The organism is Alterinioella nitratireducens, assembly GCF_013155465.1.
In the GTDB taxonomy this organism is placed as follows: Bacteria; Pseudomonadota; Alphaproteobacteria; order Rhodobacterales; family Rhodobacteraceae; genus Alterinioella; species Alterinioella nitratireducens.
In genome coordinates, this window is record NZ_JABJVX010000012.1 from 1 (window position 1) to 14290 (window position 14290).

Here is a 14290-nt window from a genome sequence, read left to right on the forward strand (position 1 = left end):
CGTTTCAGTCCCATAGTCAGTCTCCTTTGTTGCAGTAAATGCTATCAAAGGAGCGGCATCAAACCGTGACAGGTCCAATCATATTCATCGTGGATTCCGGTATAGCCGACGGCACCTGCCTCCCCAATAAAACCAATCAAGCTCAAGCCTGGACCCAGTCCGGCTTCACCTGACCAATATATGGTATAATTCTCAGGGTTATTTGGATCGGCCAGTATCGTGACTGATGTCGTTCCATCCGCGAGCACGCCGCCGCCGCCGCCTCCGACATAGACACCGATCGAGTTAATGCCGCTCATATTCACACCGGCAGCTATCAATTCGTCTCGGGCACCGGCCACATACTCATCTATATTCAGCAAGATTTCGTCGATCGAATCGGCGAGTCCCTGCGGCATCCAGTCTGGGTTTGTGCTTTCGGAATTTGAGTTTGGACAAGTCATATTGAACTCCTTACCTTGTTACGAAAAAATGCCTGTGGTCTGTAGTTCGAGGGCTAGTGAAGAATTGTTGCGATTACTGAGTATTTCAGAAGTGCAAAAATGGCGAGTGTTAGAGTCAAAGGTAAGTCCTAAGCAGAATAAATAATACTAAAACAATAGCCCATAAAATCAAACTGGTAAATATTGCAATCCACGCCATCAATAAAACTCGTATGAATGAGGCTGTTGGAACTATTCGTATTGAATTCTGCGTCAAGGGCCTCCAGCACATTTCAGTCAAAAAAAAGTAGTTGGTAGCGCCGTAGGCGTTAAGAATTAACCTTCTTCGCGAAGGAGGAGCGCCCGTTGTTTTTTCATAAAACTCAACAAATTCATCCTTGAAGTTAAACGCCGGGAAAAGAGCAGCAACCAAAATCATCGAACCCCAACCTGAGATGCCTATGATTGCCACAGCTCCGAAAATGAGAAGAAAAAGGGATTTCATTTGTGCATCGTTTTTTTATCATTCGCGTTATTTGTCAGGCATCGACTGCGAAGTCGCGACCACTGTCACGCTTCGTTGCGCACGGAAGCCATTGAGTTGACCGACAGGATCCCTGGTTCAAATCGACTACCAGCACTTAGAAAAGCTGTTCGACGGGCGCTCGCCTCTTCCGCGCTCAGCCCTTCAAAGTCCTGCTCATGGAGGCCAATCGGAGTGACATCAAGAGTCCGGCTGATGTTGCCATGGGCACCGACTCGCCAGACCTTATTCGGTGTTTTATTCATGGATTACCCGCTTCCTTCAAAATCTAACTTGGGGGCACCTCGAATTTTTGACTGTTTCCGCCGGCTCGTAAAGCTCATCGCCGCATGAGGCGCACATTATTTCAGCGGACGCCGCTGTGCGTGTCCCAAGGATGGCGGTCGCCCGCCTTTGAAGTGTTGTGTTTCCGGCCTCACGGCCTGATTTCAACGCGCCAGGGTCATGCAGGGCGCGGGTTCAGGCGGCGCAACTGGCCGAGACGGCGCATGTTGTAAGCAAGGTTTTTCATCCCGATCTTCGCGCGGGCCCGCACCATGCCGATCGTGCGCACCAGCGTGCCGCCCATATCGTTGGCCTGTGCACCGAACACATGCTCGACGCGCACGCGCACCGAGGATTTCGTCCGGTTGCTGCCGTTGGCCTGCTCGGTCAACGGCTTGCCCCGTTTCCCCTTACGGTGAATGTGGCTTTTCAGCTTTCGCGCGCGCAGCTTGGTCTCCGTCTCCTCGGACCGATAGGCCGCATCCGCCCATACGCCGGAGCCGGTATTCCCCTTGATCAGCAGGTGATCCACCGCTTGGCTGTCATGCTGCGCCGCGTCACTGACGTGATAGCGCCGCACCAGCTTGTGCTTGCGATCCACATTTACGTGGTTCTTGTAGCCGTAATGGCTCTTGCCATGCTTCTTGGTCCAGCGGGCATCCACGTCCTTCTGCGATCGCTTGGCCGGCTTGTCAGCCCACGCATCTGGCACCTCGCCGTTCTTGATGGCCTTGTTTTCCTCGCGGCTGTTGTGGTTGCGTGGCACCGGAACGATGGACGCATCGAGGATTTGACCACCCCGCGCGATGTAGCCCTGACGCGCCAGATGCCGGTCGAACTGCTGGAACAGTTCCTCCACCTTGCCCGCCTGCGCCAGCGCCTCGCGATAGAGCCACACCGTCTTTGCATCCGGGACCCGGTCCTCCAGGCCGAGGCCCAGGAACCGCATGAAGGACAGCCGGTCCCGCACCTGATACTCGATCTGGTCGTCGGACAGGTTGTAAAGCGCGCTCAGCACCAGCGTCTTGAACATCAGCACCGCGTCAATCGGCTTGCGCCCCGCGCGGGACTTGCGCTCCGCATCCGGCTTGCGCCAGACCCGTTCCAGGGTCGGGCGAAATTCCTCCCAGGGCACGACAGCGTCGATCTCGATCAACGGGTCCTTCTTGGCGTCCAGGCTCGCATAGCGGTCTGAAAGATCAAAGAAGCCCATCTGCGCCATCGACACACCCCCAGCTGCGAAACACCCCAGAAACAATACCCCGTCAGCAAGGGCAGAGCAATTTTTCGAGGTGCCCGGCAGTTTGTTGTAGTGTAGGAATGCCGCCGGAGCCGAAATCTTTCGCTGTTAGCTCCTGTGCCTGCTTTGGATCGATATTCTGAGATTCGTTCGCGAAGAAGTCGAGCAGCGCATCCGTATCACCAATGATTATCTGGAAGCCCAGAGATCTAAAATATGATTCTGCAGCGGCATCACGTTGCCGTAACTGAATCCATCGCGCCTTGTCCTGAGGGCCGGACGAAAATGTCGTATTCAAAGACTGCAATGCGCCAGCATCTTGGAGAGAGTACCCCAAAAAAACTGTTGGAGATTTATTCAGGCAGGAGACAAGGTATTGAAATTGGGTTGGATTATTAGAGAATGCCGAAGCTATTTCGATCGGTGTAAACGTAAAGTCAGTATTGGGATAAGTGACGCTACCATGTAACGGAAGGTATTCCACGGCAGTGATGTCACGAAACGTAGCGCCTTGAAGAATCAAGTCGTTGAGATACTTACCTGACGCTTTTTCGAATACCTTCCCTAAGAGGTCATCAATGTTTGTAGTAAATATCCTCGCTATCGAGAATTTTGATATCGTGTCATATCTTTCATCGTAATCTCCTACGATGAATCGCTTTTTCAAAAATTCGTTGAACCTGATTCGATCCTTTGATTTGATAACCTGTGATACGAGCGGTAGTTGTTGTCCAGAAAGCCCTGACTCTGAAAACTCAGCGCAAAGTTCATCAACTAGCTCTTGGCCCGTAGGAAGCGTCTGGCCGATCTTGTTCTCTGCCAATATTGAGAACCCAGCGCCCACAAATAAGTTGATTTCTTTCTTGAGTGCCGCTTTGAAGCTTGCTTCGTTTTCAATCGTAAGCACAGTGTCCCCCACTATTGGCTTCCGTGAACTTTATGCGAAGAACATGTTCTCTTGCAATGCTTCGCGCCGCGCAGTGCTGGCCTTTCGGCGATTGCAAGGCAATCGCCTGTCGGCAACACATCGCAGAGGTGATGTGTGAGAGCCCCCCGGCACGGCGATTGGCTGCCTCCTGCGCGACGCTCGGAGGGCGGATGTGTTTGGGGGGTATCGAGCGCTGTCGGTCGCAAGCTTGATCGCCGCACCGCGGCCCGGCGATGCGCGGCTTTGATGCTGCGTGGAAGCGTGGAGTTTTGCAGTTTCTCTTACTCCACAACCAGCTTCCGCAATTCAAACTTCTGGATCTTCCCCGTCGACGTCTTGGGCAGCTCCTGGAACACCACCTGTTTCGGCGTCTTGAAGCCTGCCAGGCGTTCGCGGGCGAAGGCGATGAGGTCGGCCTCGGTCACCTCGGCGCCTTCCTTCAACTCGACAAACGCGCAGGGCACCTCGCCCCATTTCTCGTCCGGCTTCGCCACCACGGCGCAGAGCAGGACGGCGGGGTGGTGCATGAGGGCGCCCTCGACCTCGACCGAACTCACGTTCTCGCCGCCCGAAATGATGATGTCCTTGGCGCGGTCGGCGATCTGGATGTAGCTGTCGGGATGCTGCACGGCGATGTCGCCGGAGTGGAAATAGCCGCCCCGGAACGCCTCGGCGGTGGCGCGGGGGTTCTTGTAATAGCCCTTCATCACCGAATTGCCGCGGATCATGACCTCGCCCAGGGTTGCGCCGTCGCGGGGCACCGGGGTCATGTCGTCAGCGGTCACGACCACGGGCTCCATATTGGGGAGCGCGACGCCCTGGCGGGCCTTCATCGCGGCGATGTCGTCCTGGGGCAGATCGGCCCAATCCGTATCCTTCCAGACGCATTCGGTGGCGTGGCCATAGGTTTCGGTCAGCCCGTAGACCTGGGTGACGTTGAAGCCCATGGTCTCGATCCGGGCCAGCGTGGCGGCGGCGGGTGGCGCGCCGGCGGTGAAGACCTCGACGGTATGGTCGAAGTCGCGGCGGTCGGCGGGGTTTGCGTTGACGATGGCGTTGAGCACGATGGGGGCACCGCCGAAATGGGTCACGCCCTCATCCGCGATGGCGTCGTAGATGGCCTTGGCGGTCACGTCGCGGCAGAAGATGGCGGTGCCGCCGAGCGCGGGCAGCATCCAGGTGTGGCACCAGTTGTTGCAGTGGAAGAAGGGCACGATGGTCAGGAGGCGCGGGTGCAGAATCATGCGCCAGGAAATCGGCGTGCCGAGCGTGATCAGGTAGGCCCCGCGATGGTGGTAGACGACGCCCTTGGGCCGCCCGGTGGTGCCGGAGGTGTAGTTGAGCGCGATGGATTCCCATTCATCTTGCGGCATCTGCCAGGGCGCGTCGGGGTCGCCTTCGGCCAGCAGCTCCTCATAGGTCAGGTGGCGGGTCGAGGCGGGGTAGCCGGCCTGCTCGTCCGGCACCTCGACGATGAGGGGGAGGGTGTCGGCCTCCTGGGCGCGGATGGCCTCCTCGACCGTGCCGAGGAACTGGGTATCGACGAGGACCACCGCCGCCTCGCCGTGATCGAGGATGTAGGAGATGGTGCCGATATCGAGCCGCGTGTTGATGGTGTTGAGGACGCCCCCGCAGGCCGGCACGCCGAAGAGCGCCTCGGCCTGGGCGGGGATGTTGGGCATCACGGTGGCGACCACATCGCCGGGGCGCACGCCACGCGCGGCAAGGGCCGAGGCGAGGCGGGAGACGCGGGCATGGTATTCGGCATAGGTCTTGCGGAACGTGCCGTAGACCAGGGCATCGTGGGTGGGAAAGACCTGCGCCGCGCGGGCCAGGTGGCTGAGCGGGGTCAGCGGCACGTAATTCGCGGCGCGTTTCTCCAGCCCGGTTTCGTCCTTCATCCAGCCCATCGTGGTCCTCCCCCCATTGGTGGGGACGAGTATTGGGCGGGTGGGACGAAAAAGGAAAGGGGGGGAGGGAAGGCGATCTTTCGCGCGGGTCTCAGCCGGAGGGCTGGCAGATCTCCAGCGCCCGGTCGTGGACGGCCCGGTAGGCGTCGATCACCAGGGCGCGGAGCCATTTGCCGCCGGGATCCTGCGACAGGCGGGCGCTCCAGAAAAAGCGGAATGTGATGTCGGGCAGGTCCACCGGCGGGCGTCTGGCGATCAGGCCGTAGGTGCGCATGGCCTCGGCGATGAAGGGCGGCACGGTCGTTCCCAGCATGTCGGTGCGGGCCAGCAGCGGCGCGACGCCGGAGAACTCGGGCAGATGCGCGCCGATGCGGCGCTGCAACCCGTCGCGGGCGACGCGGTCCTCGACGGTCTCGCGCGCGGCGCTGGACAGGCCCACCATCACATGCGGCCAGTCCAGCCAGGCCTGCCTGGTCCAGTTTTCCGCCGCCGGATGGCCCGCGCGCAGGAAGGTGAGGCGGTGCAGGGTCGGCATCTTCTGCTCCATCAGCCCGTCGGGCAGGGGGCTGTCGGCCCCCAGAAGGGCAAGATCGACCTGTTCATCCGCCACGGCGGTATAGAGATGTGGGCCCAGGCCCACCCATTCCAGCGATACTCCCGGCGCGTCGCGGTTGATCCGCGCGAAGACCTCGGCGATGAGGGCCGTGATCGCGGGCACGGCGATGCGGAAGGTGCGGGTGCTGGTCTCGGGATCGAAGGGCTGGGGCGGCGCGACGACGCGCTGGATGCTGCGCAGGATCGGGCGGACATCCTCGATCAGGGTCCGGGCGAAGGGCGAGGGCTGCATCCGGCCACCGACCTTGACCATCAGCGGATCGCCAAGCTGGTCGCGCAGCCGCGCCAGCGCGTGGCTGACCGCCGAGGGGGTCTTGTTCAACCTCTCGGCGGCTTTCGCGACGCTGCCCTCGGTCATGAGCGCCTCGAAGGTCACGAGAAGATTGAGGTCGAGCCGGTGGAGCTGACTGTCAGTCATGGTGCATGAGATTGCCTCGGGTCGGGCCTGTTGAATTCTGTTCAACAACCCTGCCTGATGCGCCGTGCCGGAACAAGCCTCCGGTCACAAGCGCCAGCTGAACCCCGTTTCCTGTTCAGATCGTTCCCACAATCTGGTCATGACGGGCTTGTCATGGGCGTAGGGTTCCAGCGTACCCTTGCCGACAGGGCCACCAGTTTGCATCCACCCCGTGGGACCATGAAGGGCGCGCTGGTCCAACCCGCCCTGGGTCGCGCACATGACTTCCGGGTAAGCGCCTTTTTCGGCGGTCTGCACCAACGGAGTCTTGCTCATCAGCCACCATGTTGCCCGCGTCAAAAGCCCCCCGCTGGTGCTTATCAGCGAGGTCGCGGAGGCCCCGGGGTGGCAGACATAGACCCCGACTTTCCTGCCGGCGGCCCTGACCCGGTCCTGCAATTCATAGGCGAACATCATCTGCGCCAGCTTGCTCTGGCTGTAGGCCGGATTGGCGCGATAGGCCTTGTCCCAGTTCATGTCGTCGAACTGGATCGTCCGGAGCCCCATCCTGTAGCCAAGGCTGGCCACGACAACGATCCGGCCCATCGACGCCTCGATGCGGTCGAAGAGCATCCCGCCGAGGACGAAATGGCCGTAATGGTTGGTGCCAAGCTGGCTTTCGAACCCGTCAACGGTAAGCTCTCGCGTCGGCACCTGCGCGATGGCGGCGTTGCAGATCAGCGCGTTGATCCGGGGAACGGTCCTGAGAAGCTCCTCCGCCGCTGCGCGCACGCTGGCAAGCTCGGCCAGGTCCATGCGGATAAATCCGACCTCGGCGCGCGGCCCGAATTCCTGCTTCATATCCGCGATGGCCCCGGTCGATTTCTGGGCGCTGCGGTTCAGCATCACCACCGCGGCGCCCTTGGACAGAAGGATGCGCGCGACTTGGAAACCCGCACCGGCATTGGCGCCGGTAATGACAAAGGTCTTGCCTGCGAGGGTGCCGAGGTGGTCGGGCGTCCAGCCATCGGGTCCGAATGTCGTGTCTGCCATTGTCATGCTCCTTCCAGCACGGGTCGAGGGGGCGTGCGGTTTCAACCTGCAATGTGAGATAGCTCTCAGGTCCGTCAAAAAACGGGCGATATTGGCGCGTATACTTGCCTGATTGTATCGGTTGGGTTGTTGCGGGTGGTGGATCTGCGCTACTTTGGCGGCATGACACAGGATCGGATCAGGCAGCTTATCGCGGGCCGCATGCAGGAAGACGGGCTGATGGAAACCGGCGTTGCGGGGGTCAGGCTGTTCCGTGCGACGAAAGCCGTGCCCTGCGCCCCGGCGGTCTATGAACCCTCTGTCATCGCCATCGCCAGCGGGGCCAAGGAGGCGGTGCTGGACGGCGCGCGATATGTCTATGACAACAGCCGGTATCTGCTCTGCCCCATGTCGATGCCGGTGAAGGCGGGGACGCCGACCGCCTCGCCCGATACGCCACTTTTCGGTGTCTACATCGCGCTCGATCCGCGCCTGATGGCCGGGCTGGCCATCGAGATGGAGACCGCAGGCGGCGCGATCACGGCGCCTGACCCCGGGCCGGTGTCGCAGGGCATCCGGTTTGCGCGGTGGGACGCGGCATTTTCGGAGGCCCTGCTGAGGCTCCTGCAACTGGGCGACAGCAAGACGGATACCGCCGTTCTGGGCGAGGCGCGGCTGCGCGAGCTCTATTACGCGATCCTGAAGGGGGAGGCGGGCGGCGTCGCGCGGCAGGCCTTCGGTGCGGGCAATGCCATTGCGCGAGCCATTGCGCATGTATCGTCCAATCTGGACGCGCCGATCTCGATCGACGACATGGCCAGCCGCGCGGGCATGAGCCGGGCGGTGTTTCATCGCAAGTTCAAGCAGGTGACGACATTGCCGCCGATCCAGTTCGTCAAGTCGATGCGCCTGAACAGTGCCGCGATGAAGATTGCCGGGGGCATGCCGGTAAGCGAAGCGGCGATGGATGTCGGCTATCTCAGCCCGTCCCAGTTCAGCCGCGAGTTCAAGCGGCTCTATGGTCAGTCGCCAAGGCAATGGAGCGATGCGCAAGACCTCCCCGCAGGGGGGATGTGACGGCCCCTGTTCGGGCCGCCAGTGTGAACTTAGTCGGAGAGGCACAGCTTGTTCCCGTCGAGATCGCGGATATAGGCCGAGAATTTCGGCCCGCGTTGGCCGGGCGTGCCTTCGCAGGTGGCGCCGAGGGTGAGGGCCAGCGCGTGCAATCGTCTGACGTCCTCCTCGGTCCCGGCGCGGAAGCCCACCATGGTGCCGTTGCCGCTGGTGGCGGGGGTCGTGTCGAAGGGGATCGCTGTCGCGAAGGCGAAATCCGTGCCGAACCAGTAGGTCATCCTCTCCGAGGGGGAGGCGCATTGCAGCCCCGCCCCCGCGAAGAGCGCATCGTAGAAGGCCTTTGCGGCCTGCATGTCATTCGTGCCGAGGGTGACGTAGTTCATCTTCATGGCGTGATCTCCTTGTCTGCCGTTTCGATGTAGGTCACCCGATATTGCCAAATATGACATTTTATGTCCTATTTGTTGCATGGCCCGGACAAACGCACAGGACAGGCTCAGGCGGATGGACCTGCTTGGCGCAGAGCTCAAGCAGGAGGGGCATTGCACGGTCCGGGATCTCGCGCGCACCCATGGGGTCAGCACCCGCACGATCGCGCGCGACCTGGCGCTGATGCGCGAACAGGGCCTGCCGATCGACGCCGATCGCGGGCGCGGCGGGGGTGTGCGGCTGGACCGGAGATGGGGCGTGGGCCGGATGAACCTCTCCTATCCCGAGGCGGTCGATCTTCTGATCAGCATCGCGGTGGCGGAGCGGATGGAGTCGCCCCTGTTCCTGGCCAGCCAGGGATCGGTGCGGCGGCAGTTGGTGGCCTCGTTCTCGCCGGAAAAGCGCGACAGGGTGAACCGGCTGAAATCGCGCGTCGTGATCGGTGTCACCGCCTCGACCTATGTGCAGGCCGGGGTCAGCGCGCCGCCGAAACGGGTCGTGCAGGCGTTGCACCAGGCTTTTGTCGATCAGGAGGTGCTGGAGATCCGATACCGGCGCGAGGATGGCGCGGTCTCCGAACGCCGGATCGAGCCGCATTACCTTTTGCTGAAATATCCCGTCTGGTATGTCGTCGCGGTCGACCATCTCAGGCAAGCGCCACGGACCTTCCGATGTGACCGGATGATTGCCGCCAGCCGGACGGCCGATCCGTTTCGCCTGTTGCCGAAGCCTGCGTTCCGATCCGCGATGGAGGGTGACGACCTGGCGCTGTGAGGGTCAACGAAAACGGGCGCCCCGAGGAACGCCCGCTTGATCCTGTCTTGCCCCTTGGTTCAGGCGGCCTTGCTGTCCACACCTTCGCCGAAGCGGCCGTAGAAGCTCTGCCCCTTGTCGGCCATCTCGCGCAGGAGGGCAGGGGTCGCGAAGCGGTCGCCATAGGTCTTGGCCAACTCGTCGCAACGCTCGGCGGCGTAGGGCGTGCCGAGGATGTCGAGCCAGGAGAACGGCCCGCCGGACCAGGGCGCGAAGCCCCAGCCGAGGATCGCGCCGACATCGCCTTCGCGGATGTCTTCCAGCACGCCATCCTTCAATGCGCGCACCGCCTCCAGCACCTGCGCGAAGAGCAGGCGATGCTGCACCTCGGTCAGGCTCGGCTGGTCGTCGGCCTCCTTGTATTTGGCGGCGATGCCCTCCCAGATCCCCTCGCGCTTGCCCTTGTCGTCATAGGCGTAGAAGCCCGCATTGGACTTGCGGCCCAACCGGCCTTCGCCCTCCAACCAGAACAGCACCTCATCGGCGGCGTCGTTGTCATAGTCGTCGCCCATCGCCGCGCGGGTGGCCTTGGCGATCTTGACGCCGAGGTCGATGGAGGTCTCGTCGGTCAGTTGCAGCGGACCCAGAGGCATGCCGACCAGCTTGGCGGCATTCTCGATCAGCACCGGCGAGACGCCTTCGGTGACCATCCGCACCCCTTCGTTGATGTAGGGGATGATGCAGCGGTTGGCGTAGAAGAAGCGGGCGTCATTGACGACGATCGGCGTCTTGCGGATCTGGCGCACGAAATCGAGCGCCTTGGCCACAGCCACATCGCCGGTCTTCTCGCCCTTGATGATCTCGACCAGCAGCATCTTGTCGACGGGGCTGAAGAAGTGGATGCCGATGAACTGATCGGGGCGCTTGGACGCCTTGGCAAGCTCGGTGATCGGCAGGGTCGAGGTGTTGGTGGCGAAGATCGCATCTGCCGGGATCACGGCCTCGGTCTTTTCGGTCACACCGGCCTTGACGCCGACATCCTCGAACACCGCCTCGACGATCAGGTCGCAGCCTTCAAGGGCGGCGTAATCGGTGGTTGCGGTGATGCGGTCCAGAACCTCCTGTTTCTTCTCTTCCGTCACCTTCTTGCGGGAAATGCCCTTGTCGAGGATACCCTCGGAATAGGACTTGCCCTTGTCGGCGGCGTCCTGCCTGGCGTCGATCAGCACCACTTCGATGCCCGCATTCGCGCTGACATAGGCGATGCCCGCGCCCATCATGCCCGCGCCGAGGATGCCGACGCGTCTGACCGTCTGGTCGGCCACGTCGGGGCGGTTCGCGCCTTTTTCCAGCGCCTCCTTGTTGATGAAAAGCGAGCGGATCATCGCGGCGGAGGAGGGGTTCATCAGCACGTTGACGAAATTGCGTGCCTCGACCTTCAGCGCGGTGTCGAAGGGCACCAGCGCGCCCTCATAGACGGCCTGCAGCAGCGCCTTGGCCGCCGGGTAGACGCCCTTGGTCTTGCCATGCACCATCGCGGAAGCCCCCACGAAGGTCATGAAACCGGCGGGGTGATAGGGCGCGCCGCCGGGCATCTTGTAGCCCTTTTCATCCCAGGGCTGGACGATCCTGGGCTCGGACAGAACCCAGTCCTTCGCCTTGGCCATCAGCTCGTCGGCGGGCACCACCTCGTCGATCAGACCGGCGGAGAGGGCTTTCTTGGGGTCGCTCAGCTTGCCTTCCAGAAGGAAGGGGCTGGCCGTCATCGCGCCCATCTTGCGCACAAGCCGCGTCGTGCCGCCCGCGCCGGGGAAGATGCCGACCATGATCTCGGGCAGGCCGATCTTGGCCTTCGGGTTGTCGGCGACGAAAATGCGGTGGCAGGCCAGCGGGATCTCGAAGCCGATGCCCAGACCGGTGCCGGGCATGGCGCAGGCCACGGGCTTGCCGCCCTTGTTGGTCTTGGGGTCCATGCCCGCGCGCTCGATTTTCCTGAGCACGGTGTGCATGTGCATGATGCCGTCCATCAAACCTCGCGCCGGATTGTCGCCCGCCATTTCCTTCATCTTGGCGATGACGTTGAGGTCCATGCCGCCCGCGAAACTTCCCTCCTTGCCGGAGGTGACGATGACGCCCTTGACGGCGTCATCGGCCAGCGCCTCGTCGATGCAAGCCTCCAGCTCGGCCAGCGCGTCGAGGTTCAGCACGTTCATGCTCTTGCCCTGGGTGTCCCAGGTGATGATGGCGACGCCGTCGGCGTCCGTCTTCATGGTGAAATCAGCCATTGGTCTGGTTCCTTACACGCGTTCGATGATGGTTGCGGCGCCCATACCGGAGCCGATGCAAAGAGTGGCGAGGCCGGTGCCCTTGCCGCTGCGCTCAAGCTCATCCAAGAGCGTGCCGAGGATCATCGCGCCGGTCGCGCCAAGCGGGTGACCCATGGCGATTGAGCCGCCATTGACGTTGATCTTGTCCCAATCCGCGTCAAACGCCTGCTGGAACCGCATGACCACGCTCGCGAAGGCCTCGTTGACCTCGAAAAGGTCGATATCGCCGATCTCCATGCCGCTTTCGGCGAGGATCTTCTGCGTGACCGGAACCGGCCCGGTCAGCATGATGGTGGGGTCGGTGCCGATCTTGGCCGTGGCCCTGATCCGGGCGCGGGGCTTGAGGCCCATCGCCTCGCCAAATTCCCTGTTGCCGATGAGTACGGCGGCAGCGCCATCGACGATGCCCGAGGAGTTGCCGGCGTGGTGGATGTGGTTGATCCGCTCAAGATGGGGGTATTTCATCAGCGCGATGGCGTCGAAACCGGGCATGGTCTCGCCCATGTCCTTGAACGAGGGCTTGAGCCCGCCAAGCGACTGCATATCGGTCTGGGGGCGCATGTATTCGTCATGGGCCAGGATCGGCAAGCCGTTGATATCGTTGACAGGCACGACGGAACCCGCGAAATGCCCTGCGTCCCAGGCGGCCTTGGCGCGTTTCTGGCTTTCGACGGCCAGCGCGTCGGCCTGATCGCGGGTGAAGCCGTATTCGGTGGCGATGATGTCGGCCGAGATGCCCTGCGGCACGAAGTAATTGTCGATGGCGATGGACGGGTCGACGGCGATTGCGCCGCCATCCATGCCCATCGGCACGCGGGACATGCATTCCACCCCGCCCGCGATATAGGCGGACCCTGCACCGCCGCGCACCTGGTTGGCGGCGAGGTTCACAGCCTCCAGCCCGGAGGCGCAGAAGCGGTTGATGGCGAGGCCGGGGATGCTTTCGTCGAGCTCGGAGGCCAGCACGGCGGTCCGCGCAAGACAGGCGCCCTGTTCGCCCACTTGCGTGACATTGCCCCAGATCACGTCCTCGACGGCGTGGCCTTCGAGGTTGTTGCGCGATTTCAGCGCGTTGAGCGCGATCGCCGAGAGGCGCGGGGCGGAGACCTCGTGCAGGCTTCCGTCCTTGCGGCCCTTGCCGCGGGGGGTGCGCACGGCATCGTAGATAAAGGCGTCGGTCATGTCTTGGTCCTTTCAGGTGCGGTCGGCAGGGCTGCCGGGCATCAGGTCATAGGGGTGTTTCCAGCCGGGCGTTTCGCTGATGCGGGTCAGCCAGGCGTCGATATGGGGCCAGTCGGATCGGTCGAATCCGAAGGGTTCGGGGTAGAAGAGATAGCCGCAGCAGGCGATGTCAGCGGTGGTGATCGCGTCGCCCACCAGCCAGTCGCGGGTTTCCAGCGCGGCATCCAGCGTCGCATAGGCGGATTTGAGGCGGCCCTGCATGAAGCCGATCACCTCGGCGGGGCGCTTGTCCTCGGGGAGAAAGTTCATCAAGAAGCGGGTCATGCCGGCCTGGCTGCTGAGCTTGTGATTGTCCCACAGGATCCAGCGCAGGATTTCGCGGCGGGCCTCGCGCGTGGCACCGGTCAGCTTGCCCGACAGGTGCACGGCATAGTCCTGGATCGCGCCGGATTGGGTCAGGGTGTAGTCATGGTCGGTATCGACCAGCACCGGCACCTCGCCCATCGGGTTGATGGCGCGGAAATCGGGGCTCCGGGTTTCGCCGCCAAAGAAATCGACAAAGACCGGCTGCCAGTCGAGCCCGGCCAATTCAAGCGTCAGCGCCGCCTTGTAGGCATTGCCGCTTTCTCCGAAGCAGTAGAGTTTCAGTGTCATCGTCCCTCCCAGTTTCAGCGTTGCGCGGGTGGGGGGTTTCACACCCCCCACACCCCCCGTGGAGTATTTTCACCAAGAAGATGGCACGTAACGAAGCATTAACGTTAACGTGCCATCGTAGCAGGTGCGGTACAGGCTGGAGAGCCGATGACCGCCCAAGGAGATGGCCCTCTGCGTGCCCGACCCCGGTCTTCGGACCGGCTATGCGGGTGGCAGAGGGTTCTCTTCTGAAAGCAACCTGCTCCCATCTTCTTGGTCCAAATACTCAAAATCCTGTCCTCGATACCCGCGCCGTCCTTTGCGACTTCAGCGCTTCCTGTCCTCAAGCTCCGAATTGAACAGCCGGATGCGGTGGGTGAAATTGTCCTCATCCATCACGCTTTTCCAGTTCTCGAAGAGGAAGGAGAGAAACTCCCCCTCATCCAGTCCCGCCTCCTGCGCCAGACCGCGCAGCTTGCGGTAGCCCTCCTCGCTCATGGCGATGTTGGGACGGCGGGTCAGGCGCAGGCGTTTGGGCAT

15 protein-coding genes are annotated in these 14290 nt (G+C 62.0%); 2 read left to right on the forward strand and 13 right to left on the reverse strand.

Annotation, left to right across the window (positions count from 1 at the left end):
* Positions 1-44 precede the first annotated feature (44 nt).
* The 8 genes from HNS34_RS16215 to HNS34_RS16250 all read right to left on the reverse strand — a co-directional run bounded on the left by HNS34_RS16215 (position 45) and on the right by HNS34_RS16250 (position 7373).
* On the reverse strand, positions 45-398 hold the full coding sequence (locus HNS34_RS16215; RefSeq protein WP_172321150.1) for a hypothetical protein: 354 nt from the start codon (positions 396-398) through the stop codon (positions 45-47).
* Between the two features lie 160 nt (positions 399-558).
* Positions 559-927 carry a hypothetical protein gene (locus HNS34_RS16220; protein WP_172321151.1) on the reverse strand — a complete coding sequence of 123 codons (369 nt, stop codon included), beginning with the start codon at positions 925-927 and terminating at the stop codon, positions 559-561.
* 65 nt (positions 928-992) lie between these two features.
* On the reverse strand, positions 993-1211 hold the full coding sequence (locus HNS34_RS16225; RefSeq protein ID WP_172321152.1) for a hypothetical protein: 219 nt from the start codon (positions 1209-1211) through the stop codon (positions 993-995).
* 197 nt (positions 1212-1408) lie between these two features.
* Entirely contained in the window at positions 1409-2452 is a 1044-nt protein-coding gene (locus HNS34_RS16230) for an IS5 family transposase (protein ID WP_172321153.1), read from the reverse strand.
* A gap of 43 nt (positions 2453-2495) precedes the next feature.
* Positions 2496-3389, reverse strand: a complete 894-nt coding sequence (locus HNS34_RS16235; RefSeq protein WP_172321154.1) for an SIR2 family protein — start codon at positions 3387-3389, stop codon at positions 2496-2498.
* A 290-nt stretch (positions 3390-3679) separates the two neighbouring features.
* Entirely contained in the window at positions 3680-5308 is a 1629-nt protein-coding gene (locus HNS34_RS16240; protein ID WP_172321155.1) for an AMP-binding protein, read from the reverse strand.
* Positions 5309-5399: 91 nt separating this feature from the next.
* Entirely contained in the window at positions 5400-6341 is a 942-nt protein-coding gene (locus HNS34_RS16245) for a LysR family transcriptional regulator (protein ID WP_172321156.1), read from the reverse strand.
* An 84-nt stretch (positions 6342-6425) separates the two neighbouring features.
* Positions 6426-7373 (reverse strand): SDR family oxidoreductase, encoded by a 948-nt coding sequence (locus HNS34_RS16250; protein ID WP_172321157.1) that lies wholly within the window; start codon positions 7371-7373, stop codon positions 6426-6428.
* A gap of 138 nt (positions 7374-7511) precedes the next feature.
* Here HNS34_RS16250 and HNS34_RS16255 point away from each other — a divergent pair, with 138 nt between their 5' ends.
* Positions 7512-8429, forward strand: coding sequence for an AraC family transcriptional regulator (locus tag HNS34_RS16255; protein WP_328700557.1), 918 nt, complete (start codon positions 7512-7514; stop codon positions 8427-8429).
* A gap of 29 nt (positions 8430-8458) precedes the next feature.
* On the opposite strand, the gene HNS34_RS16260 is transcribed toward HNS34_RS16255, so the two are convergent.
* Positions 8459-8815, reverse strand: a complete 357-nt coding sequence (locus HNS34_RS16260; RefSeq protein WP_172321158.1) for a VOC family protein — start codon at positions 8813-8815, stop codon at positions 8459-8461.
* A 79-nt stretch (positions 8816-8894) separates the two neighbouring features.
* Here HNS34_RS16260 and HNS34_RS16265 point away from each other — a divergent pair, with 79 nt between their 5' ends.
* A complete protein-coding gene (locus HNS34_RS16265; RefSeq protein ID WP_214647516.1) occupies positions 8895-9629 on the forward strand; it encodes a helix-turn-helix transcriptional regulator in 735 nt (244 codons plus the stop codon).
* A gap of 59 nt (positions 9630-9688) precedes the next feature.
* On the opposite strand, the gene HNS34_RS16270 is transcribed toward HNS34_RS16265, so the two are convergent.
* From HNS34_RS16270 to HNS34_RS16285, 4 genes are all read right to left on the reverse strand, one after another.
* A complete protein-coding gene (locus HNS34_RS16270) occupies positions 9689-11893 on the reverse strand; it encodes a 3-hydroxyacyl-CoA dehydrogenase NAD-binding domain-containing protein (RefSeq protein WP_172321159.1) in 2205 nt (734 codons plus the stop codon).
* Between the two features lie 12 nt (positions 11894-11905).
* The gene (locus tag HNS34_RS16275) at positions 11906-13117 is read right to left on the reverse strand and encodes an acetyl-CoA C-acetyltransferase (protein WP_172321160.1); all 1212 of its coding nucleotides are present in this window, start codon (positions 13115-13117) and stop codon (positions 11906-11908) included.
* A gap of 12 nt (positions 13118-13129) precedes the next feature.
* Positions 13130-13771 (reverse strand): glutathione S-transferase family protein, encoded by a 642-nt coding sequence (locus HNS34_RS16280; RefSeq protein WP_172321161.1) that lies wholly within the window; start codon positions 13769-13771, stop codon positions 13130-13132.
* Between the two features lie 306 nt (positions 13772-14077).
* Complete coding sequence (locus HNS34_RS16285) at positions 14078-14290, reverse strand: hypothetical protein (RefSeq protein WP_172321162.1); 213 nt, start codon at positions 14288-14290, stop codon at positions 14078-14080.

Excerpts from the sequence above, each read along its gene's own strand:
- HNS34_RS16215 (WP_172321150.1), bottom strand. The coding sequence starts at position 398 with ATGCCGCAGGGACTCGCCGATTCGATCGACGAAATCTTGCTGAATATA.
- HNS34_RS16220 (WP_172321151.1), bottom strand. The coding sequence starts at position 927 with ATGAAATCCCTTTTTCTTCTCATTTTCGGAGCTGTGGCAATCATAGGC.
- HNS34_RS16225 (WP_172321152.1), bottom strand. The coding sequence starts at position 1,211 with ATGAATAAAACACCGAATAAGGTCTGGCGAGTCGGTGCCCATGGCAAC.
- HNS34_RS16230 (WP_172321153.1), bottom strand. The coding sequence starts at position 2,452 with ATGGCGCAGATGGGCTTCTTTGATCTTTCAGACCGCTATGCGAGCCTG.
- HNS34_RS16240 (WP_172321155.1), bottom strand. The coding sequence starts at position 5,308 with ATGGGCTGGATGAAGGACGAAACCGGGCTGGAGAAACGCGCCGCGAAT.
- HNS34_RS16245 (WP_172321156.1), bottom strand. The coding sequence starts at position 6,341 with ATGACTGACAGTCAGCTCCACCGGCTCGACCTCAATCTTCTCGTGACC.
- HNS34_RS16250 (WP_172321157.1), bottom strand. The coding sequence starts at position 7,373 with ATGGCAGACACGACATTCGGACCCGATGGCTGGACGCCCGACCACCTC.
- HNS34_RS16260 (WP_172321158.1), bottom strand. The coding sequence starts at position 8,815 with ATGAAGATGAACTACGTCACCCTCGGCACGAATGACATGCAGGCCGCA.
- HNS34_RS16265 (WP_214647516.1), top strand. The coding sequence starts at position 8,895 with ATGGCCCGGACAAACGCACAGGACAGGCTCAGGCGGATGGACCTGCTT.
- HNS34_RS16270 (WP_172321159.1), bottom strand. The coding sequence starts at position 11,893 with ATGGCTGATTTCACCATGAAGACGGACGCCGACGGCGTCGCCATCATC.
- HNS34_RS16275 (WP_172321160.1), bottom strand. The coding sequence starts at position 13,117 with ATGACCGACGCCTTTATCTACGATGCCGTGCGCACCCCCCGCGGCAAG.
- HNS34_RS16280 (WP_172321161.1), bottom strand. The coding sequence starts at position 13,771 with ATGACACTGAAACTCTACTGCTTCGGAGAAAGCGGCAATGCCTACAAG.
- HNS34_RS16285 (WP_172321162.1), bottom strand. The coding sequence starts at position 14,290 with ATGCCCAAACGCCTGCGCCTGACCCGCCGTCCCAACATCGCCATGAGC.